18 protein-coding genes are annotated in these 24,124 nt (G+C 61.4%); 9 read left to right on the top strand and 9 right to left on the bottom strand.

All coding sequences use genetic code 11. From position 1 onward, the window contains the following. Positions 1-41: 41 nt before the first annotated feature. A complete protein-coding gene (locus DT23_RS00980) occupies positions 42-482 on the top strand; it encodes a YtoQ family protein (protein ID WP_038127275.1) in 441 nt (146 codons plus the stop codon). Positions 483-495: 13 nt separating this feature from the next. On the opposite strand, the gene DT23_RS00975 is transcribed toward DT23_RS00980, so the two are convergent. The 4 genes from DT23_RS00975 to ccmI form a co-directional block, all read right to left on the bottom strand. After that, complete coding sequence (locus tag DT23_RS00975; RefSeq protein WP_038127274.1) at positions 496-1,515, bottom strand: NAD-dependent epimerase/dehydratase family protein; 1,020 nt, start codon at positions 1,513-1,515, stop codon at positions 496-498. Positions 1,516-1,598: 83 nt separating this feature from the next. Next, positions 1,599-1,829 carry a DUF1289 domain-containing protein gene (locus DT23_RS00970; RefSeq protein WP_038127273.1) on the bottom strand — a complete coding sequence of 77 codons (231 nt, stop codon included), beginning with the start codon at positions 1,827-1,829 and terminating at the stop codon, positions 1,599-1,601. Further along, entirely contained in the window at positions 1,829-2,284 is a 456-nt protein-coding gene (gene ruvX, locus DT23_RS00965) for a Holliday junction resolvase RuvX (protein WP_420804670.1), read from the bottom strand. The genes DT23_RS00970 and ruvX overlap by 1 nt, the downstream gene beginning before the upstream one ends. A gap of 11 nt (positions 2,285-2,295) precedes the next feature. After that, positions 2,296-3,837 carry a c-type cytochrome biogenesis protein CcmI gene (ccmI, locus tag DT23_RS00960; protein ID WP_081846868.1) on the bottom strand — a complete coding sequence of 514 codons (1,542 nt, stop codon included), beginning with the start codon at positions 3,835-3,837 and terminating at the stop codon, positions 2,296-2,298. A gap of 197 nt (positions 3,838-4,034) precedes the next feature. Here ccmI and DT23_RS00955 point away from each other — a divergent pair, with 197 nt between their 5' ends. From DT23_RS00955 to DT23_RS00935, 5 genes are all read left to right on the top strand, one after another. Then, positions 4,035-5,279 carry a sarcosine oxidase subunit beta family protein gene (locus DT23_RS00955; RefSeq protein ID WP_038127270.1) on the top strand — a complete coding sequence of 415 codons (1,245 nt, stop codon included), beginning with the start codon at positions 4,035-4,037 and terminating at the stop codon, positions 5,277-5,279. Between the two features lie 91 nt (positions 5,280-5,370). Beyond that, positions 5,371-5,694, top strand: coding sequence for a sarcosine oxidase subunit delta (locus DT23_RS00950; RefSeq protein WP_038127269.1), 324 nt, complete (start codon positions 5,371-5,373; stop codon positions 5,692-5,694). Then, positions 5,691-8,645 (top strand): sarcosine oxidase subunit alpha family protein, encoded by a 2,955-nt coding sequence (locus DT23_RS00945; RefSeq protein WP_038127268.1) that lies wholly within the window; start codon positions 5,691-5,693, stop codon positions 8,643-8,645. Before DT23_RS00950 ends, DT23_RS00945 begins: the two co-directional genes overlap by 4 nt. Next, positions 8,638-9,210 (top strand): sarcosine oxidase subunit gamma, encoded by a 573-nt coding sequence (locus DT23_RS00940; protein ID WP_038127266.1) that lies wholly within the window; start codon positions 8,638-8,640, stop codon positions 9,208-9,210. Before DT23_RS00945 ends, DT23_RS00940 begins: the two co-directional genes overlap by 8 nt. 174 nt (positions 9,211-9,384) lie before the next feature. Beyond that, complete coding sequence (locus tag DT23_RS00935) at positions 9,385-11,844, top strand: ATP-dependent helicase (RefSeq protein WP_038127264.1); 2,460 nt, start codon at positions 9,385-9,387, stop codon at positions 11,842-11,844. Positions 11,845-11,847: 3 nt separating this feature from the next. Here DT23_RS00935 and DT23_RS00930 read toward each other — a convergent pair whose 3' ends face one another. Further along, positions 11,848-13,122 carry an Nramp family divalent metal transporter gene (locus DT23_RS00930; RefSeq protein WP_051696983.1) on the bottom strand — a complete coding sequence of 425 codons (1,275 nt, stop codon included), beginning with the start codon at positions 13,120-13,122 and terminating at the stop codon, positions 11,848-11,850. A 188-nt stretch (positions 13,123-13,310) separates the two neighbouring features. On the opposite strand from DT23_RS00930, the gene mntR reads away from it, so the two are divergent. After that, positions 13,311-13,733 (top strand): manganese-binding transcriptional regulator MntR, encoded by a 423-nt coding sequence (mntR, locus tag DT23_RS00925; protein WP_038127262.1) that lies wholly within the window; start codon positions 13,311-13,313, stop codon positions 13,731-13,733. On the opposite strand, the gene DT23_RS00920 is transcribed toward mntR, so the two are convergent. Together DT23_RS00920 and DT23_RS00915 are read right to left on the bottom strand one after the other, a co-directional pair. Further along, entirely contained in the window at positions 13,730-15,250 is a 1,521-nt protein-coding gene (locus DT23_RS00920) for an acetyl-CoA hydrolase/transferase family protein (RefSeq protein WP_038127260.1), read from the bottom strand. The genes mntR and DT23_RS00920 overlap by 4 nt on opposite strands. A gap of 138 nt (positions 15,251-15,388) precedes the next feature. Then, complete coding sequence (locus DT23_RS00915) at positions 15,389-16,171, bottom strand: 23S rRNA (adenine(2030)-N(6))-methyltransferase RlmJ (RefSeq protein ID WP_038127259.1); 783 nt, start codon at positions 16,169-16,171, stop codon at positions 15,389-15,391. A 565-nt stretch (positions 16,172-16,736) separates the two neighbouring features. Between DT23_RS00915 and DT23_RS00910 the strand changes: the two genes are divergently transcribed. Continuing rightward, positions 16,737-17,171 (top strand): hypothetical protein, encoded by a 435-nt coding sequence (locus DT23_RS00910; protein WP_038127258.1) that lies wholly within the window; start codon positions 16,737-16,739, stop codon positions 17,169-17,171. After that, entirely contained in the window at positions 17,158-19,797 is a 2,640-nt protein-coding gene (locus tag DT23_RS18320) for a M64 family metallopeptidase (RefSeq protein ID WP_051696948.1), read from the top strand. The genes DT23_RS00910 and DT23_RS18320 overlap by 14 nt, the downstream gene beginning before the upstream one ends. An 84-nt stretch (positions 19,798-19,881) precedes the next feature. On the opposite strand, the gene DT23_RS18315 is transcribed toward DT23_RS18320, so the two are convergent. Both DT23_RS18315 and DT23_RS00890 read right to left on the bottom strand, forming a co-directional pair. After that, positions 19,882-22,974 carry a M14 family zinc carboxypeptidase gene (locus DT23_RS18315; RefSeq protein WP_051696947.1) on the bottom strand — a complete coding sequence of 1,031 codons (3,093 nt, stop codon included), beginning with the start codon at positions 22,972-22,974 and terminating at the stop codon, positions 19,882-19,884. A gap of 39 nt (positions 22,975-23,013) precedes the next feature. Next, positions 23,014-23,349 carry a hypothetical protein gene (locus tag DT23_RS00890; protein ID WP_038127256.1) on the bottom strand — a complete coding sequence of 112 codons (336 nt, stop codon included), beginning with the start codon at positions 23,347-23,349 and terminating at the stop codon, positions 23,014-23,016. Between the last annotated feature and the right edge of the window lie 775 nt (positions 23,350-24,124).

Genomic DNA, 24,124 nt, shown 5'->3' with positions numbered 1-24,124 from the left:
TACCCGCCCCATTTTGCCCGAGGGTAATGAAAGGAAGCACAATGCTGAAAGTCTATCTCTCGGGCGAGATTCACACGGATTGGCGCGAAAGCGTCAAATCAGCGTGCAAGGGGCTGAAAATTGACTGGTCCGGCCCGGTCACCGATCACGCGGCCTCGGATGATTGCGGGGTCGAGATTTTCGGGGCCGAGCCGGATAAGTTCTGGCATGACCGCAAGGGCGCTGCGCTAAATGCGATCCGCACGCGGCGCGGAATTGAGGGCTGTGACGTGCTGGTTGTGTGTTTTGGCGAGAAATACAAACAGTGGAACGCGGCCTTTGATGCGGGCTATGCGGCGGCGCTGGGCAAGCCGATTATCGTGCTGCAACCCGATGATCACGACCATGCGCTCAAAGAGGTGGACGCGGCCGCCAATGCCGTTGCGCGCACGCCCGATCAGGTTGCGCGCGCGCTGCGCTATGTGTTGACGGGCACGCTTTAGGCGTAGGCGTGGCCTAGCGGTTGTAATAGTCGCGATACCACGCCACGTAGCGCTCAACCCCCTCGCGGAAACCGGTCTGCGGGCAATACCCGGTCAGGCTGCGCAACAGGCTGGCATCGGCCCAGGTCGCGGGCACGTCGCCCTTTTGCATGTCCATGTAATTGCGGATCGCTGGCGTGCCGATAGCGGTCTCAATCGCATCGACGAAATCAAGCAGCTTCACCTTGTCGGAATTGCCGATATTGACCACACGGTAAGGGGCGGCGGGGGACAGGCTGTCGCCCTCGGCGATATCCTCGGGGCTGTCGGGGCGCACCGGAACTGCATCCATCAGCAAGGCAATCCCGCGCACGAGATCCTCAACATAGGTGAAATCGCGATACATTTCGCCGTGGTTATAAATGTCGATCGGGCGACCAGCGAGGATCGCATCGGTGAACTTGGCGGGTGCCATATCGGGGCGCCCCCAGGGGCCATAAACGGTGAAAAAGCGAAACATCGTGGTCGGAATGTTCCACAGATGCGCATAGGAATGGCCCATGGCCTCGGTCGCTTTTTTCGTCGCGGCATAAATCGTAAGCGGCATGTCGGTTTTGTCGGTCTCACGATAGGGCATCTCGGTGTTGGCCCCGTAGACCGAACTGGTCGAGGCCATCAGCAAATGCCCGACCTCAAGACGGCGCGCGACCTCCATCACGTTGAACGTGCCCACGACATTGGTCTCGACATAAGCGCGCGGATTTTCAAGGCTGTAGCGCACGCCCGCTTGCGCGGCCAGATGCACGATCACGTCGGGGGCGAAGTCATCGCAGACCCGATCCAGCAATTCGCGATCTTCCAGCATCCCCTCGGTCGTCGAGAAATTCGGGTCTTGCATCAGCATCGCCTGACGGCGCTGTTTCAGCGTAACCTCGTAGTAATCGGTCATCCCGTCATAGCCATGCACGCGCACGCCCTGCGCCAGCAGAAGCTTGGACAGATGATAGCCGATGAACCCGGCAGAACCGGTGACAAGAACGCGTTTGGCAGCCATGAGGGTATTCCATTTCAAAAAGAGCGCGCGCCATTATAGGGCGGGCAGGCGGCGGGCTCAACGCGGCAACTTGGTGAAACCGATCAGCTCTCGCGCCGTGCCGCGCGCCCGCCACGACGCTGTTGCAAACGCGGTGCGCGGGCGGGCAATTCATTCATGATTTCGCGGCGCTGTTCGGGGCTGAGGCGCGACCATGCACCGATTTCTTCCATAGTGCGTAGGCAGCCGATGCACAGCCGCTCTTGCGGGTGGATCTGGCACAGCTTGACGCAGGGGCTTTCGACCTCGTCGCGTTTCCAGACCTCGTCGCTCATTACGCCCCCAAATACTGCAGCCGATCCAGCGCCCCTTGCAAGATGAACGCCGCCGCCACATGGTCAATCGCCTCGGCACGTTTGGCGCGTGACAGATCGGCCTCCAGCATTGCACGTTCGGCGGCTACGGTCGACAACCGCTCATCCCAGAACGAAATGGGCAGATCGGTCAGCTTTTCAAGGTTGCGCGCAAACGCCCGCGTCGATTGACAGCGCGGCCCTTCCGAACCGTCCATATTCATCGGCAAGCCCAAGATCAGCCCACGCAGCTCGCGTTCGGCCACGATGGCCAGCAGCGCCTGCGCATCCAGACCGAATTTCTTGCGTTTGACCGTCAGCAGGGGCGTCGCGACGGATCGCAGCCCGTCCGACACCGCCACGCCAATCGTTTTCGTGCCCAGATCGAGACCCGCCACCGCGCCTGCACGCGGCAGTTGCGCGGCGAAGTCGATCATGTCGGGGCAGATCACTGTGACAACCCGGCCGCCTGCGCCGCCGCCTGAACCTGCGCCAGACCTGCGGGGGCATCGGCCAGCGCTTGCTGTGCCTCACCCCATGCCTCAACCGCGCGGTCCTTTTCGCCCAAAGTCGCTAGCGAGGAAATCACCCGCGACCATTCCGCCGCCGTGCCACCCTCGGTCGTGAGGCGGTCAAACAGCCCGTCAACCATGCCTTGAATCATCTGCTGGCGATCCTCGGGGCTCATTTGGGCGGCGTCTTTCATCTGCTCGGCGTCGGGGCCGGGCATCATCGGGGCCGCAGGGGCGGGCGCATCTGCAAGCGCCTTGCCCGCCGGGGCCTGATGGGCGGCGTCGATCTTGGCCATATCTTCGGGACGCGTGGCAAACTTGCCCTTCGCTTCGCCGTAAATCGCATCGGCTCGCTCGACCTCACCCAGCATCCGCAACGAGGAAATCAGCCGCGCCCAGTCATCCGCACTGCCACCTTCTTGGGCGAGCCGATCATTAAGCTGGCCGACCATGCCGCGGATCATATCCTGACGCTCTGCCGGGGTCATATCGGCCGCCGCCGCGATGTCGGCCTGACTTGGTCCAACGTCCTTCGGCATCGGCGGCGTGTAGTCGTTTTCGCCTGCAAGCCACGCCAATTCGCTGATGTTCTGGCGGATCGTGGGCACCCAAGGCGCATCGTCGGGCGAGTTGCGCAGCAAGCCGTCCCAAATGCGAAACGCGCGATCTTCACGCGCATTTTGCGCCATCATCAGACCGATATAATAAAGCGACAGCCCGTTCTCGGGGTCTTTCTGCAATGCTGCGGCAAAGACTTTCTCGGCCTCGGGGGTGATCAACCCGCCTGCCGCCACGACCATCATCTCGCCCAATTGCGCGTAATCATTGGCGCTGGCCGCATCACCCTTCAACGCCACCAGACGCTGCTGCGCCTGCCAAGCGGCGTCGAAATTGCCCATCGCCGCCTCATTGCGCGCTAGTAACTCCAAGCCTTTGGGATCATTCGGGTTTTTTGCAACAGCCTCACGCAGCTTCGCCATCAACTCGACGAATTTCGGATCGGGTTTGGGTTGATCAAGCTGGCGCGCAGCGGCCATTTTCTCGGCGGCTTCCTGCGTCGGACGGCTGTCATAGCGTTTGTCTGCAAAGGCATAGCGCTCGGCAATCGGCTGGTCACTATAGCCCTCGGCGCCCATGCGGCCATATAGCCAGAACGTCCCGCCCACCAGCGCAACGCCCCCCACGATCAGCGCAATCATTGCCCCTTGGGGCGCGCGCGAGGTGTCTGATCCAGCCTGCGCCTTGCGGTCGGCTTCCAGCATCCGGCGCGAGATTTCCAACTTGGCGCGCTCGGCCTCCTCGGCAGAGGTCACGCCGCGTTCGACATCACGCTCGATATCGCGCAGCTGATCGCGGTACACCTGCACATCATAAGAGGCAGCCGGGGCCTGATCGCTTGCCCCCCCGCGCATCACGGCAAGTGCAAATAGCAGCATAATGATCGCGACAAGCGCGGCAGCGATAATCCAGAACAGCATGGCGTTTCCTCTCCTTGCGCTCCCATCTAGGCGAGAAACACGCTGCCCGAAAGCCCCCAGCGCCGGGATGGAGCGCGATGTCGCAGCCTGATGTCGCTTTTTTCTGCGCAATGCCGCATCGGGGGGGCTGTCAAAGGGGCGCGCAGTCCATCACAAAGGCAGATGAGAGTCGCAAGATCTGTTGCCGAGGGCCGCCCATGAAACGCTATTCGATGTTTGCCGTCGCGCGCGAAGCGATGCGCTATCACGCGGGATGGGAGCGCGCATGGCGCAGCCCCGAACCCAAGAAACGCTACAAGGTGATCGTTGTCGGCGCCGGCGGGCATGGGCTGGCGACGGCCTATTACCTTGGCAAGGTGCACGGGATCACCGATGTCGCGGTGATCGAGAAGGGCTGGCTGGGCGGGGGCAATACCGGGCGCAACACCACGATCATCCGCTCGAATTACCTGCAAGACGCCTCGGCGGCGATTTTCGACAAGGCGCTGCAACTTTACGAAGGCCTAAGCCGGGATCTGAATTACAACGTGATGTTCTCGCCGCGCGGCCTGCTGATGCTGGCGCAATCCGAACACGAGCGGCGCGGCTATCAGCGCACGGTGCATGCCAACGGGCTGCAAGGGGTCTCGACGCAATGGATCACGCCCGAGCGCGTCAAGGAACTGGTGCCAATCCTCAATATCGACGGGCCGCGCTATCCGGTTCTGGGCGCGCTTTACCAGGAACGCGGCGGCACCGCGCGCCATGACGCGGTGGCTTGGGGCTACGCGCGCGCCTGCTCGAACATGGGGATGGATATCATCCAGCAGACCGAGGTCACGGGCATCCGCCGCCAAGGCGACAAGGTGGCTGGCGTCACCACCACGCGCGGCGAGATTGACTGTGAGCAGCTCGCCATTGTCGTTGCGGGGCATTCCTCGGTGCTGGCCGAGATGGCGGGGTTCCGCCTGCCCATCGAATCCGTGGCGCTTCAGGCTTGGGTCTCCGAACCGATCAAACCCGCGATTGACGTCGTGGTCATGGCCAATCTCGTGCATGGCTACCTGTCGCAATCCGACAAGGGTGAGCTGGTGATTGGCGGCGGCACAGACGGGTTCAACAATTACACCCAACGCGGATCATGGCACCATGTCGAGGAAACCACCCGCGCCTTGGTCGAGACCTTCCCGATCATCTCGCGCCTCAAGATGCTGCGCCAATGGGGCGGTATCGTGGATATGACCGGCGATCGCTCTCCGATCCTGTCCAAAACTCCGGTCGAAGGCATCTTCGTCAATTGTGGCTGGGGAACCGGCGGGTTCAAATCCATCCCCGGATCGGGCTTTGCGATGGCCGAACTGATCGCGTGCGGCTACTCTCCGCTGGCGGCAGAATTCAACCTCAACCGCTTCAAAGAGGGCCGCTTCATCGACGAATCCGTGGCCGCAGGGGTGGCGCATTGATGACGCAATCCCTCTTCCTCTTGACGAAAATATCCCGCGGGGGTCCGGGGGCGCGAAGCCCCCGGCGCCTGCCAAGCAAAGGCCCGCTGACATGCTGACCCTCACCTGTCCCTGCTGCGGTATCACCGCCGAGGAAACCGAATTTGCCCCCGGCGGGGAGGCCCATCTCAAACGCTTTGGCCCGGACTCCTCGGATGCCGACTTCGAAGGCTATCTGTTCGCGCGCAAAAACCCCAAAGGCGTGCATTTCGAACGCTGGCGCCACGCCTATGGCTGCGGCAAGTGGTTCATGGCTGCGCGCTGCACCGCAACGCTTGAGGTGTTTGGTACCTATGCGGCACAAACCACCAAGCCGCCAGCGGATATCGTCAAGAAAATCAAGGCGAAACGCCCCGAATGGGAGCCTCAAGCATGAGCACACGACTAAGCAAGGGCGGCCGTCTGATTGATCGCGCCAAGCGGTTGAATTTTACCTTCAACGGTAAACCGATGCAGGGCTTTGCGGGCGACACGCTGGCCTCGGCACTGCTCGGGGCGGGGCAGGTGATGCTTGGGCGCAGCTTCAAATACCACCGCCCGCGCGGCATCGTTGCCAGCGGCGTCGAAGAACCCAACGCGCTGGTCGGTCTGGGGCGTAATGCGCGGTTTGAACCCGATCAGCGCACCACCACAACCGAGCTGTTTGAGGGTGCGGAAACGCGCAGCCAGAACCACTGGCCGAACCTTGACTACGACATCGGCGAGATCAACGACGCGTTCTACAAATTCCTGCCCGCAGGCTTTTACTACAAGACGTTCATGGCCCCGCAAGCCGCGTGGAAGCATCTGTTTGAACCGATCATCCGCAAATCCGCTGGTCTGGGCGGCGTCCCGAAAGAGGCCGACCCCGACCGTTACGAGCAGGCCTATGCGTATTGCGATGTGCTGGTCGTGGGCGGAGGCGTTGCGGGTCTGGCCGCAGCCCTGCGCGAAGGGCGCGCGGGCAAGCGCGTCTGGCTGATCGAGCAAACCGCGCATTGGGGCGGGCGCACGCCGGTTGATGGCGGCCAGATCGACGGGTTCGAGGCGTGCGACTGGATCAAGACCACGCTGCAAGAGCTTGAAGGCATGGCAAATGTCACGCTGCGCACCCGGCTGATGGCGGCGGGGCAGCATGATCATGGCTATGTCATCGGGCTGGAAAGCGTGGGCGATACGCGCCCCGGTGCCGACATTCCCCGCCATCGCCTGTGGCGCATCCGCGCGGGGCGCACGATCACCGCGACGGGCGCGATTGAACGCCCGCTGGCGTTTGCTGCCAATGACGTGCCCGGCGTGATGCTGGCCTCGGCGGTGCGCGATTATGTGGTGAACTGGGCGGTCTCGCCCGGCGATCGTACGGTGATCGTGACCAACAATGATGACGCCTATCGCACGGCGCTGGTGCTGCTGGATGCCGGGCTGACCGTGCCTGCGATCATCGACGCGCGCGAGGCCACGCACGGCGCGCTCCCTCAAGAGGTCAAGGCGCGCGGCGTGCGCGTGCTTGAGGGGCGCGGCGTGGCCCGTGTCTTGGGGCGCAAGCAGGTCAAAGGCGTGGAAATCTGCGCGCAGGCTGGCGAGGGCGGCGCGATTGAAACGATTGAGTGCGACTGCGTGGCAATGTCGGGCGGCTGGTCTCCGGTTGTGCATCTGTGGTCGCATTGCGGTGGCAAGCTGATCTGGGACGCCGGCCAAGCGATGTTTCGCCCCGATCCCGAGCGCCCACCCTTGGGCGCGGATGGCACGGCGATGGTGCAGGCCGTCGGTGCGGCCAATGGCGATCTGACGCTGGCCGCGACGATGGGTGGCGCGGGGTTGGGGGCCTGTTCCTCTGATGAGGCACCGATGACGCCGGTTTGGCAAATGCCCGCAAGTGCGCCCGTCGCGTTGCGCTTCAAGAGCTTCCTTGATTTTCAGAATGACGTGAAGGTCTCAGATGTGCAGCTGGCCGCGCGCGAGGGCTTTGAAAGTGTGGAGCATACCAAACGCTACACCACGCTCGGCATGGCGACAGATCAGGGGAAACTTAGCAATATCAATGGTCTTGCGGTGCTATCGGATGCGCTGGGCCAGCCGATCCCGGCCACCGGCACCACCACCTTCCGCCCGCCCTACACGCCGATCAGCTTCGGCGCGATCACTGGCGAGGCCAAGGGCGCGCTGTTTCAACCCCTGCGCCGCACCCCGATTCAAAGCTGGCACGAGGCCCATCACGCGCATTGGGAACCCGTCGGACAATGGCGCCGCCCCTATTGCTATCCGAAATCGGGCGAAACCCATCGCGAGGCGGTCAATCGCGAGATCACCAACACGCGCGCCAATGTCGGGCTGCTTGATGCCTCGACGCTGGGCAAGATCGTGGTGAAAGGGCCTGATGCCGGGCGCTTCCTCGACATGCTGTATACCAATATGATGTCGACCTTGCCGGTCGGGAAATGCCGCTACGGGCTGATGTGCAACGAGAACGGCTTCCTGATGGATGACGGGGTCGTGGCGCGCCTGTCTGACGATAGCTGGCTGTGCCATACTACCTCGGGCGGGGCCGATCATATCCACGGCTGGATGGAGGATTGGCTGCAATGCGAGTGGTGGGACTGGAAGGTCTACACCGCGAACCTCACCGAGCAATTCGCGCAAATCGCCGTCGTCGGGCCAAAAGCACGCGAGTTGCTGAACCGCCTTGGCGGCATTGATGTCTCACGCGAGGCGCTGCCCTTCATGCAATGGATCGAAGGCAGATTGGGCGGCTTTGACGCGCGCATCTTCCGCATCTCCTTCTCGGGCGAGCTTAGCTATGAAATCGCCGTGCCTGCCTCGCAAGGTTTGGCGCTGTGGGAGAAACTGGTCACCGAGGGCAAAGACCTTGGCGTTATGCCCTACGGCACCGAGGCGCTGCATGTTATGCGCGCCGAAAAGGGGTTCATCATGATCGGGGATGAGACCGACGGCACGGTGATCCCGCAGGATCTGGGGCTGACTTGGGCGATCTCGAAGAAAAAGACCGACTTCCTTGGCAAACGCGCCCAACAGCGCCCGCATATGACCGATCCGAACCGCTGGAAACTGGTGGGGCTGGAAACGCTGGACGGCTCGGTGATTCCCGATGGCAGCTACGCGCCCGCCGAAGGGCATAACGCCAACGGCCAGCGCAACACGCAAGGCCGCGTCACCTCGACCTATTACTCGCCCACAATCGGTAAGGGTATCGCGATGGGGCTGGTGCTGAACGGTCCTGACCGGATGGGGGAGGTGATCGAATTCACGGGCGAGGGCGAAGCGCGGATCAAGGCGCGCATCACCGATCCGGTCTTTTACGACAAGGACGGGGAGAAGCAAAATGTCTAATGCTGTCAGCGCACTACAAGGCGCAACCTATCAGGGCTTTGTCACGGTAACCGAGGCCGGCCTGATTGGCATGATCTCGATCCGGGGCGATTTAACATCAAAGCCACTGCTCAAGGCGTTGAAAGCGCTGGGCCTGTCCGTGCCCGCTCCGCGCCAGATCGTGACCTCTAAGGACCTAACGCTGGCTTGGATGAGTCCCGATGAATTACTGCTGATCTGCGATCACAGCGCGGCCGCGCAGCTGGTGCAAACGTTGTCGAGCGCGCTTGAGAAAACCCATGCGCTGGTTTGCAACGTCTCGGATGCCCGCGCACTGTTTCGCCTCAAAGGCGCGAAACCCGATCAGGTCATCATGAAACTCTCCCCCGCCGATATCGCGACGCTGCCCACAGGCGAGATGCGCCGCACACGGCTCGCGCAAGTGGCGGCCGCAGTCTGGCGCTCCGCCCCCGATGAGATTTCGCTGATCTGCTTCCGCTCGGTCGCGACCTATGTCCAAGGCCTGCTCGAAACATCCGCGCGCCCCGGATCGGAGCTTTTCGAAACCGCCCCCTCTTCCTCTTGATCCAAATATCCCGGGGGAGGCTCCACCGGAGCCGGGGGCAGCGCCCCCTCTTCGACGTCTACTTGTCGTCCACCGGAGCCGGGGGGCAGCGCCCCCACGCTGCCTTAAAGAAAAATGCGAACAGATGCCGAACATGGGCTTGGCCTTGGCGCGCGCAAACGCTAGATTGCCGCTATGACCGAGGCTTTTGATGATGATCCCTATGAAGGCGCGCTCAGCCTGTCGCAACGTGCCATGTCGGCGCGCGGCACGCCCTATCTCGATGGGCTGAACACCGAACAACGCGCCGCTGTTGAGGCGCTGGATGGCCCGGTTCTGATGCTGGCAGGGGCAGGCACCGGCAAGACCCGCGCGCTGACCTGCCGAATCGCGCATCTGCTCAACACTGGGCGCGCACGCCCCAATGAAATTTTGGCCGTAACCTTCACCAACAAGGCCGCGCGCGAGATGAAGGAACGCGTCGGTGCGCTTTTGGGCACGGGCGGTGAGGGGATGCCGTGGCTTGGCACGTTCCACTCGGTCTGTGTGAAACTGCTGCGCCGCCATGCCGAACTGGTCGGGCTGAAATCGAATTTCTCCATTCTGGATACCGACGACCAGATTCGCCTTCTCAAACAGTTGATTTTGGCCGCCGATATTGACGAGAAACGCTGGCCTGCGCGGCAATTGGCTGGGCTGATTGATGGTTGGAAAAACCGTGCTTTGACGCCTGAAAAGGTGAAGGGGCGCGAAACGGCAGCCTTCAATAATCGTGGCTCCGAGCTGTATGACAGCTATCAGGCGCGGCTCAAAACGCTCAATGCGGTCGATTTCGGTGATCTGCTGCTGCACATGGTCACGATTTTTCAGACCCATCCGGATGTGCTGGAACAGTATCAGCGTTGGTTCAAATACATCCTCGTTGATGAGTACCAAGACACCAATGTCGCGCAATATCTTTGGCTGCGACTGCTGGCGCAGGGGCATCGCAATATCTGCTGCGTGGGCGATGACGATCAGTCGATTTATGGCTGGCGCGGCGCGGAAGTGGGCAACATCCTACGGTTTGAAAAGGATTTTCCCGGCGCGACTGTGATCCGGCTTGAGCAGAATTACCGCTCGAGCGAGCATATCCTGGCCACCGCCTCGGGGCTGATTTCGCAAAACACGGGCCGCTTGGGCAAGGAACTGTGGACGCAGGCGCAGGGCGGCGACAAGGTCCGTCTGATCGGCCATTGGGATGGCGAGGAAGAAGCGCGCTGGATCGGCGAAGAGGCCGAGGCCATTCAACGCGGCACGCGCGGCAATGACCCGGTGAGCCTGAACGATCAGGCGATTCTGGTGCGCGCCTCCCATCAGATGCGCGCCTTTGAGGATCGTTTTTTGTCCATCGGACTGCCCTATCGCGTGATCGGCGGGCCGCGGTTTTATGAACGCCTCGAGATCCGCGATGCGATGGCGTATTTTCGCCTTGCGATCAGCCCGGCCGATGATCTGGCATTCGAGCGTGTGATCAACACGCCCAAGCGCGGGCTTGGCGACAAGGCGCAAAGCCGTATCCAGATTGCGGCGCGCGAAAACGGGTTGAGCCTGCTCGATGGCGCGCGCCTGCTGCTGCAAGAGGGGGCGCTCTCGGGCAAGGCGGCGGGCCAGTTGCGGCTGTTTGTGGAAAATATCATCCGCTGGCATGATGAAATCCTGTCGGCGTCTGCGGCCAGTGCGACCACGGCGGCAGGCGATGACGATGAACTGATCGAACCCGATGCGGCGGGCGTGGCCCCGGCCAATGACCTGTCCCATGTCCGTCTGGCCGAGGCGATCCTTGAGGAATCGGGCTATAGCGAGATGTGGCTCAACGACAAAACGCCCGAGGCGCCGGGCCGTCTGGAGAACCTTAAAGAACTGGTCAAGGCGCTGGAACAATTTGAAAACCTTCAGGGATTTCTCGAACACGTCTCGCTGATCATGGATAATGACAAGCAAGAGAATGACGACAAAATCTCGATCATGACGCTGCATGGCGCCAAGGGGTTGGAATTTCCTGTGGTCTTCCTGCCGGGCTGGGAAGACGGGCTGTTTCCCTCGCAGCGCTCGATGGATGAAAGCGGGCAGAAGGGCCTCGAAGAGGAGCGCCGGCTTGCCTATGTCGGCATCACCCGCGCCGAGCAGCTGTGCACGATTTCCTTTGCCGGCAACCGGCGCGTTTATGGTCAATGGCAAAGCCAGATGCCCTCGCGTTTCATCGACGAATTGCCCGCGCGCCATGTCGATGTGCTGACCCCGCCGGGCCTGTATGGCGGCGGTTTGGGTGGCGGGTTTGGCAGTGATCATGCGGCAAGCCCGGCGATGGCGGATCGCGCGGCACGCGCCGATGTCTATAACTCACCGGGCTGGCGGCGCTTGCAACAATCGGCCGCGCGCGGCGGCACTACCTACAGCTCGCCCAAGCCGCGCGGCAAACCCGTGGTGATCGACGCCGAAGAGGCCGCTGCCTTCACCATTGGCGACCGCGTGTTTCACAAGAAATTCGGCTATGGCGAGGTGATGGGATCTGAGGGTGGCAAGCTGGTGGTTGAATTCGACAAGGCGGGCGAAAAACACCTTTTGGCGTCTTTCGTGGTGCCCGCCGACAGCGCGGATGACGTGCCGTTCTAAGGCTTAGTTCGCCAACCCCGGCACGGAAAATCCTGCCATCTGCCACAGCAACACAAAGTTCAGCCCCAGCACGACCGTCGCCCCGATCGCCGCCAGCCATAAGATCGGGCCACGCACCGCGAATTGCCCCATCACGTCACGCCGATGCGCAAACCAGATCAGCGCGACCATCGGCACGGGCAGCGCGATGGACAACACCACCTGGCTCATCACCAGCGCCTCGGTCGTGTTCACGCCCATCGCGACGACAACAAAGGCGGGAATCATCGTGATCGCGCGGCGCAGCCAGATCGGGATGTGGCGGCGGATAAAGCCCTGCATGATCATCTGCCCCGCCATCGTGCCCACGACCGAACTGGAAACGCCCGAGGCAATCAGCGAGGTCAGGAACGCCGCCGCCGCAAAGCCCCCAAGCAGCGGCGTGAGCGTGTGATAGGCGGTCTCGATTTCAGCCACATCGGCATGGCCTTGGTGAAAGGCCGAGGCCGCCATAATCACCATCGCCATATTTACCATCCCCGCCACGGCAAGCGCGATGATCACTTCGCGGTTGGAAAAGCTGACAATCCGTTTCTTTTCAGCCAGATCCGAGGTGATCGCGCGGTGCTGGGTCAGCCCTGAATGAAGGAAAATCGCATGCGGCATCACGGTCGCGCCGATGATCCCGACCGCGATGGTTAGCGCGCGCGCATCGGGCAGATCTGGCGTACTCATCCCCATCAGAACGCCGCTCCAATCGACCGGGGCGATGAACATCTCGATCAGATAGCTCGCGCCGATGATCATCACCAAAGCGCCGATCACAATCTCCATCGGGCGAAAGCCGCCACGTTCAAACATCAAGATCGCGTAGGTCACGATGGCGGTGACGACCATGCCCCACAGCAGCGGCCAGCCAAACAGCAGCGATAGCCCCAGCGCCCCGCCCAGGAACTCTGCCAGATCGGTGGCCATCGCGGCGATTTCCGACACGATCCACATCGCGATCACGGCGGGGCGGGGGAAATGCTCGCGCGACAACTCGGCCAGATTCAGCCCCGTCACGATCCCGACGCGCGCCGAGAGTGCCTGAAACAACATCGCGATCAGGTTCGCCGCCAGCACGACCCAAAGCAGACCATAGCCATAGCCCGCGCCCGCCTCGATATTGGTCGCGTAATTGCCCGGATCCATATAGGCGACCGAGGCGATCACCGCAGGCCCAAAGAACAACAAAAACCCACCCCGTCTGCGCCCAGCCAGAACATCAGCCATAGCGCTGCGGGTGCGGTCTGTCATGCCGGGGGTGTTCATTGGAGGGGCTTTCTGAACGGAGGTGTCTGTAATATTTCCAGCGAAATGTAGCTTTGGCTACAAATTTGGCAATAGGCTATATCTGACGATTTCGTTACCGCAGCGTACAGCTCAGGTTTTCCTTGGCAGGGCTGCGCGGGCGCGTTACGACACAAGCCCCGAAAGGCAGGCTGATGACCGAAACCGACCCGACCCAGATCAAGGGCTTTGACCGTGCCCGACAGGCCGCCGCGCGCGCGCTGACCGAGGATTACGTCGAGATGATCTCGGATCTGGCGGCGGAATTTGGCGAGGCGCGGATCACCGATCTGGCGGCGCGTTTGGGCGTGGCGCATCCGACAGCGACCAAGGCGGTGGCGCGGCTTAAACGCGAGGGGCTGGCGATTTCGCGCCCCTATCGCGGGGTGTTTCTGACCGAAGAAGGCGAGGCGCTCGCCGAAACCGTGCGCGCGCGCCACCGGGTTGTGGTGGCGCTGCTGCGCGCTGTGGGCGTGCCCGAAGAGGTGGCGGAACTCGACGCCGAGGGCATCGAGCACCATGTGTCCAGCCGCACCTTGGCGGCGTTTGAGGCTTATCTGAACCGCAAGACGGATTAGTCGGGCAGCATCGAGCGGCTTTGCACGAACCGCTCGTGCCAGCTAAGCGCCTCTCCCAACAAATTAGGCGCATGACCGCCGAACGAGCCCTTTTTCGCGCGCTCGTAATAGTCGCGCAGCATGTCACGATAGGCGGGATGGGCGCAGTTGGTGATGATCTTTTCGGCGCGCTGGCGCGGCGACAGGCCGCGCAGATCGGCCAGCCCTTGCTCGGTCACAATCACTTGCACATCTTGCGCGATGTGATCGACATGCGCGGCCATCGGCACGATTGCGGAAATCTTGCCGCCCTTTGCCACCGATGGCGTCATGAAGATCGACACATAGCCGTTACGCGCGAAATCGCCGGACCCGCCAATGCCGTTCTGAATGCGCGAGCCCATGACCTGCGTCGAGTTTACATTGCCATAGATATCGGCCTCGATCAGCCCGTTCATCGCGATGCAGCCCAAGCGGCGGACCAGTTCGGGGTGGTTGCTGATCTCTTGCGGGCGCATGATCAGCTTGTCGCGGAAAAACTGCGCGTTATCGTTGAAATACTCAGCTTTTTCGGGCGAAAGCGAGAACGCCGTGGCCGAAGCCATGCGCAAACTGCCCGCCTCGATCATATCCAGCATGCCGTCCTGAATGACCTCGGTAAAGGCGGTCATCTGATCAAAGGGAGCCTCGATCAAACCCGCCATCACCGCGTTTGGCACATTGCCGACACCCGATTGCAACGGCAGCAAACCGCGCGGAATACGGCCCTGTTTCACCTCATTTTCGAGGAAGTCGATGATATGGGCGGCAATCGCCTCGGCCACCGCATCGGGCGGGCTGAAGGGGGCGTTGCGGTCTGGCCCGTCGGTTTCAACCACCGCCACGATCTTGTCGGGATCGACGTTGAAATGCGCCTGACCGATCCGGTCATCGGGCTTGATCAGCGGGATCGGCACGCGATGCGGGGGCAGGGCAGTGCCGTAATAGATGTCATGCATCCCATCCAGCGCGTCAGACTGCCAGCGATTGACCTCAAGGATGATCTTGTCGGCCTGCTCCAGCCACGTCTTGTTATTGCCAATCGACGACGATGGGATCAGCGCGCCGTCTTCGGTCACGCCCGAAATCTCGATCACCGCCGTATCAAGCTTGCCCAGAAACCCCATCCACGCCATCGGCGCGACTTGGCTGAGATGCATGTCAAAATACTGCATCTGACCGCTATTGATACGCTCGCGCGCGATCGGGTCCGAGTTGTAGGGCAGGCGGAATTCGATGCCATCGGCCTTGGCCAGCGCGCCGTCCAGTTCCGGCCCCGTCGAAGCGCCCGTCCAGATCGACACTTTGAACGGCCGACCGGCGGCGTGCTCGTCCTCGATTCGTTTGGCCAAGGCTTGCGGGACGGCCTTGGGATAGCCCGAACCGGTAAACCCGCTCATGCCGATCACCGCACCGGGGGCGATCAACATCGCAGCATCCTCGGCGCTCATCAGCTTTTCGCGAAATTTCGGGTGGCGCAGACGCGGGTTGTGAGACAAGGCAAGTCCTCCTTCTGACCTTGTGGCAGCCGTATCCCTATTGCATACGAGCTGTTTCGCGGAAAAATTGCGCGCCAAGAGAGGATTGTCCATGTCGCGCCAGCTATGCGCTGAGCGCATAGCTTCTTTCCCAAAGGCTTAAAGCGCGTCAAACAGCGTCGAAAGCCGCGCTGCCTCGTCTTTCAACCCCCAAGGCGGATTGATCACGAACATCCCCGAGCCGATCATGCCATGTCCTTCCCGCGCCGGTGGAAAATCAACTTCGTGGCTCAACGCGTCGGGGAAATTTGCGCTTAGATTTGCGACCATCGCGTTCTGCGCTCCGGACAGCAGACGCGGATACCAAAGTGCGATCATCCCAACGTTCCACTTTTTCGTGATCTGCGCGATCACGCGCGGCATTGCGTCATAATCGCTTTTCACTTCGTAAGAGGGATCGATCAGCATCATTCCGCGCCGAGGCGTTGGCGGAGTGAGCGAAATCGCCATCTCCAACCCGTCCGCCTTGTGCAAGATCGCGCGCCTGCGCCCAATCGCGTCACGCAACGCCTCGTATTCCTGCGGGTGTAATTCGCATAGCTGCAACGTGTCCGTGCGCCGCAACAGCGCCTGCGCAATCAGCGGCGAGCCGGGATAAGCCTGCGCCCCATGCGCCGCACGCACCGTTTCCAGCGCGCGCTGATAAGGGTGCTCAGGCGCAAACCAACCCAGATCCGCAATCCGCGCGATCCCCGCCGCCGCCTCACCGGTTTTCGCCGCTTCGACTCCATCCAGCGCATAAAGCCCGCGCCCGGCATGGGTCTCGATATAGCTTAGCGGCTTGTCCTTGCGCGTCAGGTAATCAAGCGCACTGGCCAGCAGCGCATGCTTATGCACATCGGCTAGATTTCCTGCGTGATAGGCGTGTTGATAAGACAGCATTGGCGCACTCCTTGCCGCCTTCCTGCCCGCCCGGCCCGACGCGCGCAAGTCTTTCATCTGGCCAAAAATACTCCGGGGGCGGCCGCAGGCCGGGGGCAGAGCCCCCTCTTGGCTAATGTTCGTAGCATTCAAGGTCATGCATCCTCGCCAAATCGAGATCAACGAAAGATGAACAACCGCAGCGCTTTACTGCGTCGGGCACCCGCTTGACGCCAAGCGTCAGGTCGCGACAAACCTGCGCGTCGGGTTTCGACGAAAAGCTTACTTAGACAGGCGTCGCGTAATCTGCTATGGTTGAGTCAATTCAACGAATATCCGCTATGCGTGCATTCCGGCGTCAGTCAGCTGTCTTTGATGACGGGTTTCAGTGATGCCGGACTGATCAAATACCGTTGAGATACCGAGTATTCCGCAACCCTTTTATTCCGGTCGGCGCGAGCAGGCCCGTTCTTAGGAAACGGTCGCGCAATGGCCCAAAGAAAAGCAGGGAACGAACGGTAACTCGCCCAAAACGATCACGGCTTTGGAACACCACTTGCTTTTTGATCATCGGGAAGGGGACGCCATGTCAGCTCAGAAAGCCTTGCGTATTGTACTTACCCAAGAGGGGAGTTCCTTTCGTCTGGAATCCGCGACCCGGATCGACAAGGTGCTTCAACCCTCGGACCCGTTGGAAACCTCGGATGGTGAATTTGGCGCTTGGGTGGCCTTGGAGGACGGAAGCGGGCGACACCTGTTCCGGCGCGTTCTGGATAACCCGCTGGACCTGCGAGAGGTCTTTACCGGAGAGCGGCAGGAAATGCGCCGCGTTCGCATAGAGGAGCCGCAAGCTGTGATCAGCTTTCTGATGCCCCTGCTGGACGACGCCAAAACGCTCACAGTCCACGCGAGCGACACCGGCGGCAAGACAGCCACCCCGGCAAAGCCAGTTTTCAAAGTTGAACTGCGCAATCTGCTTGCGCGCAGCAAGGAAGGGAGGCCGGGCCATGGGCGTCAATGATGGGGCCGTCATCGGCCTGAGCAAGGTCGTCGATCATGGGCCAGCAACGGAGCGCTGGAACATCGTGTTGGTGGCCGAAGGGTTTCAGGCCGCAGAAATGCCGAAATTCCACAACGAGGTCAGCAAGTTCATCGACAAGCTGTTCAACACCGTCCCGTTTGGCGACATGTGGTGCGGCATCAACATCTACCAGTTGGACGTATCCTCGACCGATAGTGGCGCTGATGAACCGGGCGGGGGCGAGTGCACCGGGGCGAATGTCTTTCGCGACACTTATTTCGACGCGACCTTCTGTTCCGGCGGGACCCAGCGTGCGCTTACGGTCGATTCCTCGCTTGTGCTGCAGGAGGTGATAGATCTTCTGCCAGAGTATGAGGAGGCGATCGTCATCGTGAACAGCGATGTTTATGGCGGCACCGGGGGGGCGGTCGGAACCTATTCGTTGGGCTTTAGCCCGATCACCGGCAAGGGCGGTGTCGAAATTGCCATCCATGAGCTTGGTCACGCGGGTTTCCAGCTTGCCGACGAATACGATTATGACAGCGTTGGAACCTATGGCGGAAGCGAGCCCGCGCGCGTCAATATTACCGCCAATGCCGACAAGAATACGATCAAATGGGGCGATCTGATCGCAGGGCCGACGGCGGTCCCGACCCAGACGAACGGCAATTGCAATGAACCAAACGAAGACCCGAGCCCGGTCGCCGATGGCACCGTCGGCGCGTTCGAGGGCGCAGGCTATTGGCCCTGCGGGCTCTACCGGCCCGAATATACCTGCATGATGCGAGAACTCGCCCAACCGTTTTGCGCGGTCTGCGAACGGCGTATCCGTGAGGTGCTGCAAACCTATATTGCGCCGGTGACCGTCACGCTTGCAACGCCAAGCGTCGATTTCCACGACATTCCCGAAGGCATCGGCGGCGCAGGCGTAACCACCTATCGCGCGATCATCTTTGATGTCGGCTCCTGCGCACCGTTGCAGTTACAGGTCATCAGCGGGCCGACGGGCGGCTTCGGGCTTCCCTTGGGTGGCAATGTCATCGTCTCGCCGGGTCAGGCGATGACGCAGGGCAAGATCTGGATTTCCTATACCTCCACAACCGCAGGCGCGAGTGCCAGCGGCACCGTCACCATCGAGGCCGTGGAAACCGGCGAGACGTTTGTCGTGACGATCACCGCCAATACCGTCGCGCGACCGACTGCGGCGGCGGCGCTGGTGCTTGATCGGTCGGGGAGCATGAACGAGGATGCCGGCGACGGCACCGCCAAGATCAGCAAGCTGCGCCAAGCGGTGAAGACCTTTGTCGATGTCATGCTGCCGGGGGACGGGGTCGGCTTGGTTCGCTTTAGCAACGATGCCGATATTGTCGAGCCGGTTGGCGACGTCGCCGTGATCGGCGGCACGGTGAAGACAGCGGTGGACAGTGCCGACTTCAATCTTGGCGGCAATACCTCGGTCGGGGACGGGCTTGTCGCGGGGACGGATGCGCTGAATGCGGCGGGCAGTTACGACACCAAGGCCATGGTCGTGCTGACTGATGGCAAGGAAAACCGGGCGGAATACATCGAAGATGTCGCGGGGCTGATCACAGCCAATACCTTCGGGATTGGCTTTGGAACGCCCGCCAATGTCGATGTCGGAAAGCTGGAAATCCTGACCGGAACGCATTCAGGGTATCTTTTGATCACCGGAGCGATCACGCCGAGCGAACAGTTCCGGTTACAGAAGTATTTTCTGCAGATCCTTGCGGGGATCACCAATTCCGAGGTCATCGTCGATCCGACGGGCACCCTGACGCGCAAAGATCCGCTACAGATTCCGTTTTCGGTGACCGAAGCCGATTACGGCATCGACGTGATCTTGCTGGCGAAAGAGCCGCGCGCCGTTGATTTCAGGCTTGAAACGCCGTCGGGTGCGATCATTGATGCCAACGTGGCCATTATAGAGCCGAATGTCGATCTCATCCGCACGCCCAATGTCGCCTATTACCGGATCGGGTTGCCTGTGGGCGTTGAGGGCGGTCATGCGGGGCAATGGAAGGCGCATCTGCGGCTTATGGGAGCTGTTCAGGACGATGCGGTCGCGGCCCAGTCGTATCTGCGACAAATGCCCTTCAGCCTGCTGGTGCATGCCTATTCCACCCTGAGTTTTCGCGCGCATCTGACCCAGTCAGGGCCAGAGCCAGGGGCCACATTGACGCTGAGCGCGGTTCTCACAGAATATGCGCGCCCCCTAAGCGACGGGGTCAGCGTCTGGGCCGAGATGACGCGACCGGACGGCACCGCCATCTCGATCCCGCTGATCGCAAACGAACCGGGGCGCTTTGTCACGACGATAAGCGAATTCGCGGCGGGGCTTTACAGGTTCCGGATTCGCGCCTTCGGGATGACGTCCAGCGAACGCGCCTTTACCCGCGAGCAAACGCTTACTGCGGTCATCGGTTCGACCAAGCCGGGGGATGGCAATCCCCGCCCCGACTATTGCGATCTGCTGGACTGTATCGTGCAAACGCAGCGCGACCCCAAGGACGCGACGACATCTTCGAGCGGGGCGATCAACGTCGATTGGAATTCTCTGGCCCGCTGCCTGCGCAAGATCTGCCAGCCTAGGCGCTCTGACGGATGAACGGGTCCATGAGGGATTAGGGCGCGCAGGCCCACCCTCGGGACCGTCTAAACTCCCCCTTCGCCATCATCTTTGCCGCGCTTGTCAGCGTTTTGCCAGAAGGTCGCGCAGAAATTCCGCGAGGGTCGCATCGTGTGAACCATCTTTCAGCAGATCCGATAAGGCCGCCTTCGCATCCAGCGACAAGCTGCCCGCCTTGCGTCCGGTTTCACCCTTTCCCGCATCGGCTGAGCGGCAATAGGCGTCCAGACATTTCATCAGGGCCTCTGGCTCGATGCCCTTCTCCTTTAGAAGGCGCAGGATGCTGTCCTGATTCAGCAGGCAACGGATAAAGCGGCAAAGCGCCTCGTGACCGGGATCGCCGGAATCAGAGCGGGTCGGCGGGGTGTCGCCGCCGCGATAGACCGCTGCCGTCAGCGCCTGCTCGCGCGTGAAGGGCAGGCCCCGCCGACTTGTGCCAGCGGCCTCGACCTGTATCCGGTAAAGCCCGGCTTGTGAGGCGTTCATCGTGACCTCGAAATTCCCCGGCAGGTGCTCGGTCATCGCCAGCGCAAGCGTGCCCCCCGACGGCAGTTCGATCCGGGCGAGAACCTTGGCGCGCCCTTCAAGAGGCACGTCATATTCGCTCAGGCTGGCATGCACGGTGACACTCGCGCCAGGCTCAAGGCTGGTTTGATCGCAGCGCGCCTGCATGCGCAGATTGGAATAACTCTGCACGGCCACACTGTAGCGCGCGCCAAGCGGATGAGTTCCCTGCGCAGCGTTCACGGCGGCATAATCATGATTGTCGAAATACCGCTTCCAAAGCTTTTCGTCGATCTCGAGCACCGCATGCCAAGTGCCGCCATGCGCGCCCGCATCCTTTAGCGGGAAAGGCAGGCCAAAGCGGTAGTAGGACATCCGCGTCCCCGTCGCGAAGGTGGCCCCCGCCGCCCCGGCAACACCCGGATCAATCAGATCACCGGCGGGCGTCTGCAAGGTGAACCGGATGACGGGGACGTCCACCAGCAAGATTGCGGTCGCCTCCACATCGGCTTCGCTGAGGTGGAACGGGATCTTCACCGTTTGACCAAGGCCAATATGACCGCTTGGATCGCGCACGATATCGGTTCGCGTGGCGCCAGCGAGAATCTGGTGGAAATACTTGGTCAGGCGGAAATAGTCATCGGTGCCGCTGCCCAGATGCCCGGTCAAAAGCAGATAGCCATCGCGAACCCCGGCAAGTGCCATAAGCGCTGACGTGCTGACCTGTGCCTCGGTGCCAAGCGCAATCGCAAAGGTGCGCGCGTCGATCTGGGCCAGAACATCTGCGATGTAGGCGGCGCGATTTTCGATGCCATCGGTGAAGACGATCATCGCCTTTTCATCGTAGCCCCCCACCGGATCAAGCACCGAACGCGCCTCAAGAACGCCATTGCCGATAGAGGTAAATCCGGCCGGATTTGTCGCATGAGCGTTTGCCGCTGCGCGGGCCAAATTCCGGTTCGGATCGGACATGTCGTCGCTCATGATCGGCGTTATCGCCAAGCCAGGATAGGCCGGATCGTTCACCGGATAGGCGTCATGGTCAAAACGGATCATCCCAACAGCGTTTCCAGCGGGGATCAGTTCGGTAAAGCGCACCGCTGCCTCGCGCAGCAGCTCCACCCGGGTGGCCCCCAGATCGCCAGCGGCGCCATCCATGCTGCCCGATTGGTCAAGCGCCAGCATCACGGCCACGGTCGGACGGGCACGGGTATTGGCGTGGATCAAAACGTCCCATTCCTGACCGGTATCGTCGCAGCGGATGCGCACGGTGCCTTGGGCCGTGTCACCGTCGCTGGTGCCCGTATAAGATATCCAGATCCGCGCCTGATCCGCCGTCTCGAAATCGGGGCGCGGATCGGCGACCTCGCTCATCATGCCGTTGGGCGTGCCAAATACCGTGCCCGCCGGTCCCGAAGTCACAGTCGGTCCAGATATGATGCGCATTGTGGTGGCGCTGCAACCCGTGACTTCGAAAACCACCGCACGATACGTCGTAAGCCCCTCGGGCACGTCAGCGAACTCGACCTCAAGCGGACTGGGCGGCGCGACGGTAAGCGGCCACAGGGCGCAGGGCGCGGCGATCAGCATCCGCGTCAGACCTGACGATACCTCGCGGATCACGTCCTCGGCTTCGGACCAAGCGGGGCGGAATGACCGGCCGGTTTCGATCGTGTAACCATAGACCCGTGTCAGCGCGGGATTAATCAGGTGCCGCGCCCAAGCATAATCCGAGGCAGACCCCGTTGTGGGATAAAGACCGAACGAGATGTCGGGCTGATAGTTGCGCCCGTTGACGCCTTGAATACCTTGGCGGATTTCTTCTGCCAGATCCGCATGCGCCGACAGGGCGGGTGCGAGAATATGCTCGGAATAGGCGTCGTTGGCCACGCCACGCTGACCATCGAAGGCAGGGTTAAGAAAGTTCTGCGAGGCATTGCTGCTTTGGACCTGATCATGGCCCCAAGGATAAAGGATCAGTTCGGAATAGCTGTGAATGTCGAAAAATATCCGGATCTCGGGATAGGTATCCAGCAGCCACGCGATATTGCGCGTCTCCTGCTCGGACATCGGCGATGGCCCGTGATAGACCTGATCGCTATTGCAGGGATCGGTCGAGATATAGCCGGTATTGGCCGCGTTCGATAGCAGCGTTTGAAAGTCGAACAGAACGTCGAAATTGCGGTTCAGATCGACCCCGATGCAGCTGTCATTGCCGCCGCTTTGCGCGGGGTTGCGATTGCGCCGCCAGCCCCCGTTGCCGCCCACGGCGTCATGGGCCTTGGAATAGTCGAAACCGTCGGGGTTGCCGCTGGGCACGAAGAACAGATGATAGGTCTCGAATATAGAGCCAATCTGTGAGGCCGTGTAGCTGACCGGGCCATAGCCCAAACCGGTGCCGAGGTCATGGGCCTCCAGAAGGTCGGCCGCGAAGGAGAGGCATATCTCGGGCGGCATCCATTCGCGCGCATGCAGCCCCCCAAGAAAGGCCACGCCGGTCTTTTCGCCCGGCGTGCCGATCCGCATCGCGCGAACGGTGTTGCCCTGCGCAGTGGTGTTGGGAAGGTTTATGGCGGTGCATGTGGACGGATAGGCCGACACCAGCGCCGCGATACCCGACTCGAGCTCTGAAAGACTGTTCAAATAGGCCATTGCGCGACTCCGTGTCTTAATGACGACAAGAAGAACGCCTTACTCCTTGCGGCCTAGGCCGCGCGGGATAACGCCCTCTTCTTTGTACCGGTTTCCACTGGCAGATTTCTTTTCATTGGCGGGGATCTTGCTCTCTGGCTGAATCTCGATTTTGCCAAGATCCGCTGACAGATCGTCAAGAACCGCCTTCTTGGCGATGACATTTGCGATAAACGTGCCATCGGAGGCCTGACGCGGACCACGGCCAACCGTCTCAATCTCGCGGTCTTCAAGAAGGCGCGTCATGTCTTGGGCTGTCTTGGTGGTGATCATCGCCCGACGCAGAGGCGATGACGGGGTTTTCGACTCGGTGGACTTATCCTTCGGATCAGCCATGACCAAACGCCTTTCTGCAATTGTCTCTCGCCATTTGATCACGTGGCAAGAGATTGGAGACAGATCGTATTGGATAAGTGTATCACAAAATCGCCCTTAGCGCGTGATTTTTCCCGTCAAACTAAACTTAGGGGCGAGTTCGCGCGAGCGCCGCGCCGCCCGTTGCAATGCGAGTCGCATAATCGGAGGCCTCAGCCGCGCTAGGAACTTCGGGACAGCACGATCCACGGTCCGGCAGGGAAAATGCGGCACATAGTGGTCCGAGAGATGGCAGCACCGGAACCGGCAAATCGCACGCGCCGGGGGCAGCGCCCCCTTGCCGAGCGTTGATCAGCATTGGGCGGGGATAACAACGCCCGCAAACCCGGCTTCAGACATAAAAAAACGACGGCACCCAGGGAGGAGGAGGGGCGCCGCCGTCTTTTTCTACCTAAGGCCTCAGGGAGGAGGAGGAGGCCCTTAGGTTCGTCCGACGCCACTCCAGGGAGGAGGAGAGGAGTGACATCGCAGCCTCGGGTCCAGGGAGGAGGAGAGGACCCTCGGTATTCTTGGTGGCGGCACCCTCAGGGAGGAGGAGAGAGGGCGCCGCCGAAACGATCGGCCCAGGGAGGAGGAGAGGGCCTTTCGTATGACTTGGGGCGGTTTGCCCCGGTGTTCAAGTGCTGCGCTGCAGCATGCGACAGCCTGTCGCAGTTTGCCCGCTGAGGATGAGGCGGCGACCTCAGGGAGGAGGAGAGAGGTCGCCGCCTTCTCAGCGCGATTCCCAGGGAGGAGG

This window comes from Thioclava indica, assembly GCF_000714545.1.
GTDB lineage: Bacteria > Pseudomonadota > Alphaproteobacteria > Rhodobacterales > Rhodobacteraceae > Thioclava > Thioclava indica.
The sequence above is the reverse complement of the archived record's forward strand: the minus strand, read 5'-3'. Positions and strand labels throughout refer to the sequence as shown.

Bases quoted from the DNA above. Each gene is read 5' to 3' on its own strand.
- DT23_RS00980 (WP_038127275.1), top strand. From the start codon at position 42: ATGCTGAAAGTCTATCTCTCGGGCGAGATTCACACGGATTGGCGCGAA.
- DT23_RS00975 (WP_038127274.1), bottom strand. From the start codon at position 1,515: ATGGCTGCCAAACGCGTTCTTGTCACCGGTTCTGCCGGGTTCATCGGC.
- DT23_RS00970 (WP_038127273.1), bottom strand. From the start codon at position 1,829: ATGAGCGACGAGGTCTGGAAACGCGACGAGGTCGAAAGCCCCTGCGTC.
- ruvX (WP_420804670.1), bottom strand. From the start codon at position 2,284: ATGATCGACTTCGCCGCGCAACTGCCGCGTGCAGGCGCGGTGGCGGGT.
- ccmI (WP_081846868.1), bottom strand. From the start codon at position 3,837: ATGCTGTTCTGGATTATCGCTGCCGCGCTTGTCGCGATCATTATGCTG.
- DT23_RS00955 (WP_038127270.1), top strand. From the start codon at position 4,035: ATGAAACGCTATTCGATGTTTGCCGTCGCGCGCGAAGCGATGCGCTAT.
- DT23_RS00950 (WP_038127269.1), top strand. From the start codon at position 5,371: ATGCTGACCCTCACCTGTCCCTGCTGCGGTATCACCGCCGAGGAAACC.
- DT23_RS00945 (WP_038127268.1), top strand. From the start codon at position 5,691: ATGAGCACACGACTAAGCAAGGGCGGCCGTCTGATTGATCGCGCCAAG.
- DT23_RS00940 (WP_038127266.1), top strand. From the start codon at position 8,638: ATGTCTAATGCTGTCAGCGCACTACAAGGCGCAACCTATCAGGGCTTT.
- DT23_RS00935 (WP_038127264.1), top strand. From the start codon at position 9,385: ATGACCGAGGCTTTTGATGATGATCCCTATGAAGGCGCGCTCAGCCTG.
- DT23_RS00930 (WP_051696983.1), bottom strand. From the start codon at position 13,122: ATGACAGACCGCACCCGCAGCGCTATGGCTGATGTTCTGGCTGGGCGC.
- mntR (WP_038127262.1), top strand. From the start codon at position 13,311: ATGACCGAAACCGACCCGACCCAGATCAAGGGCTTTGACCGTGCCCGA.
- DT23_RS00915 (WP_038127259.1), bottom strand. From the start codon at position 16,171: ATGCTGTCTTATCAACACGCCTATCACGCAGGAAATCTAGCCGATGTG.
- DT23_RS00910 (WP_038127258.1), top strand. From the start codon at position 16,737: ATGTCAGCTCAGAAAGCCTTGCGTATTGTACTTACCCAAGAGGGGAGT.
- DT23_RS18320 (WP_051696948.1), top strand. From the start codon at position 17,158: ATGGGCGTCAATGATGGGGCCGTCATCGGCCTGAGCAAGGTCGTCGAT.
- DT23_RS18315 (WP_051696947.1), bottom strand. From the start codon at position 22,974: ATGGCCTATTTGAACAGTCTTTCAGAGCTCGAGTCGGGTATCGCGGCG.
- DT23_RS00890 (WP_038127256.1), bottom strand. From the start codon at position 23,349: ATGGCTGATCCGAAGGATAAGTCCACCGAGTCGAAAACCCCGTCATCG.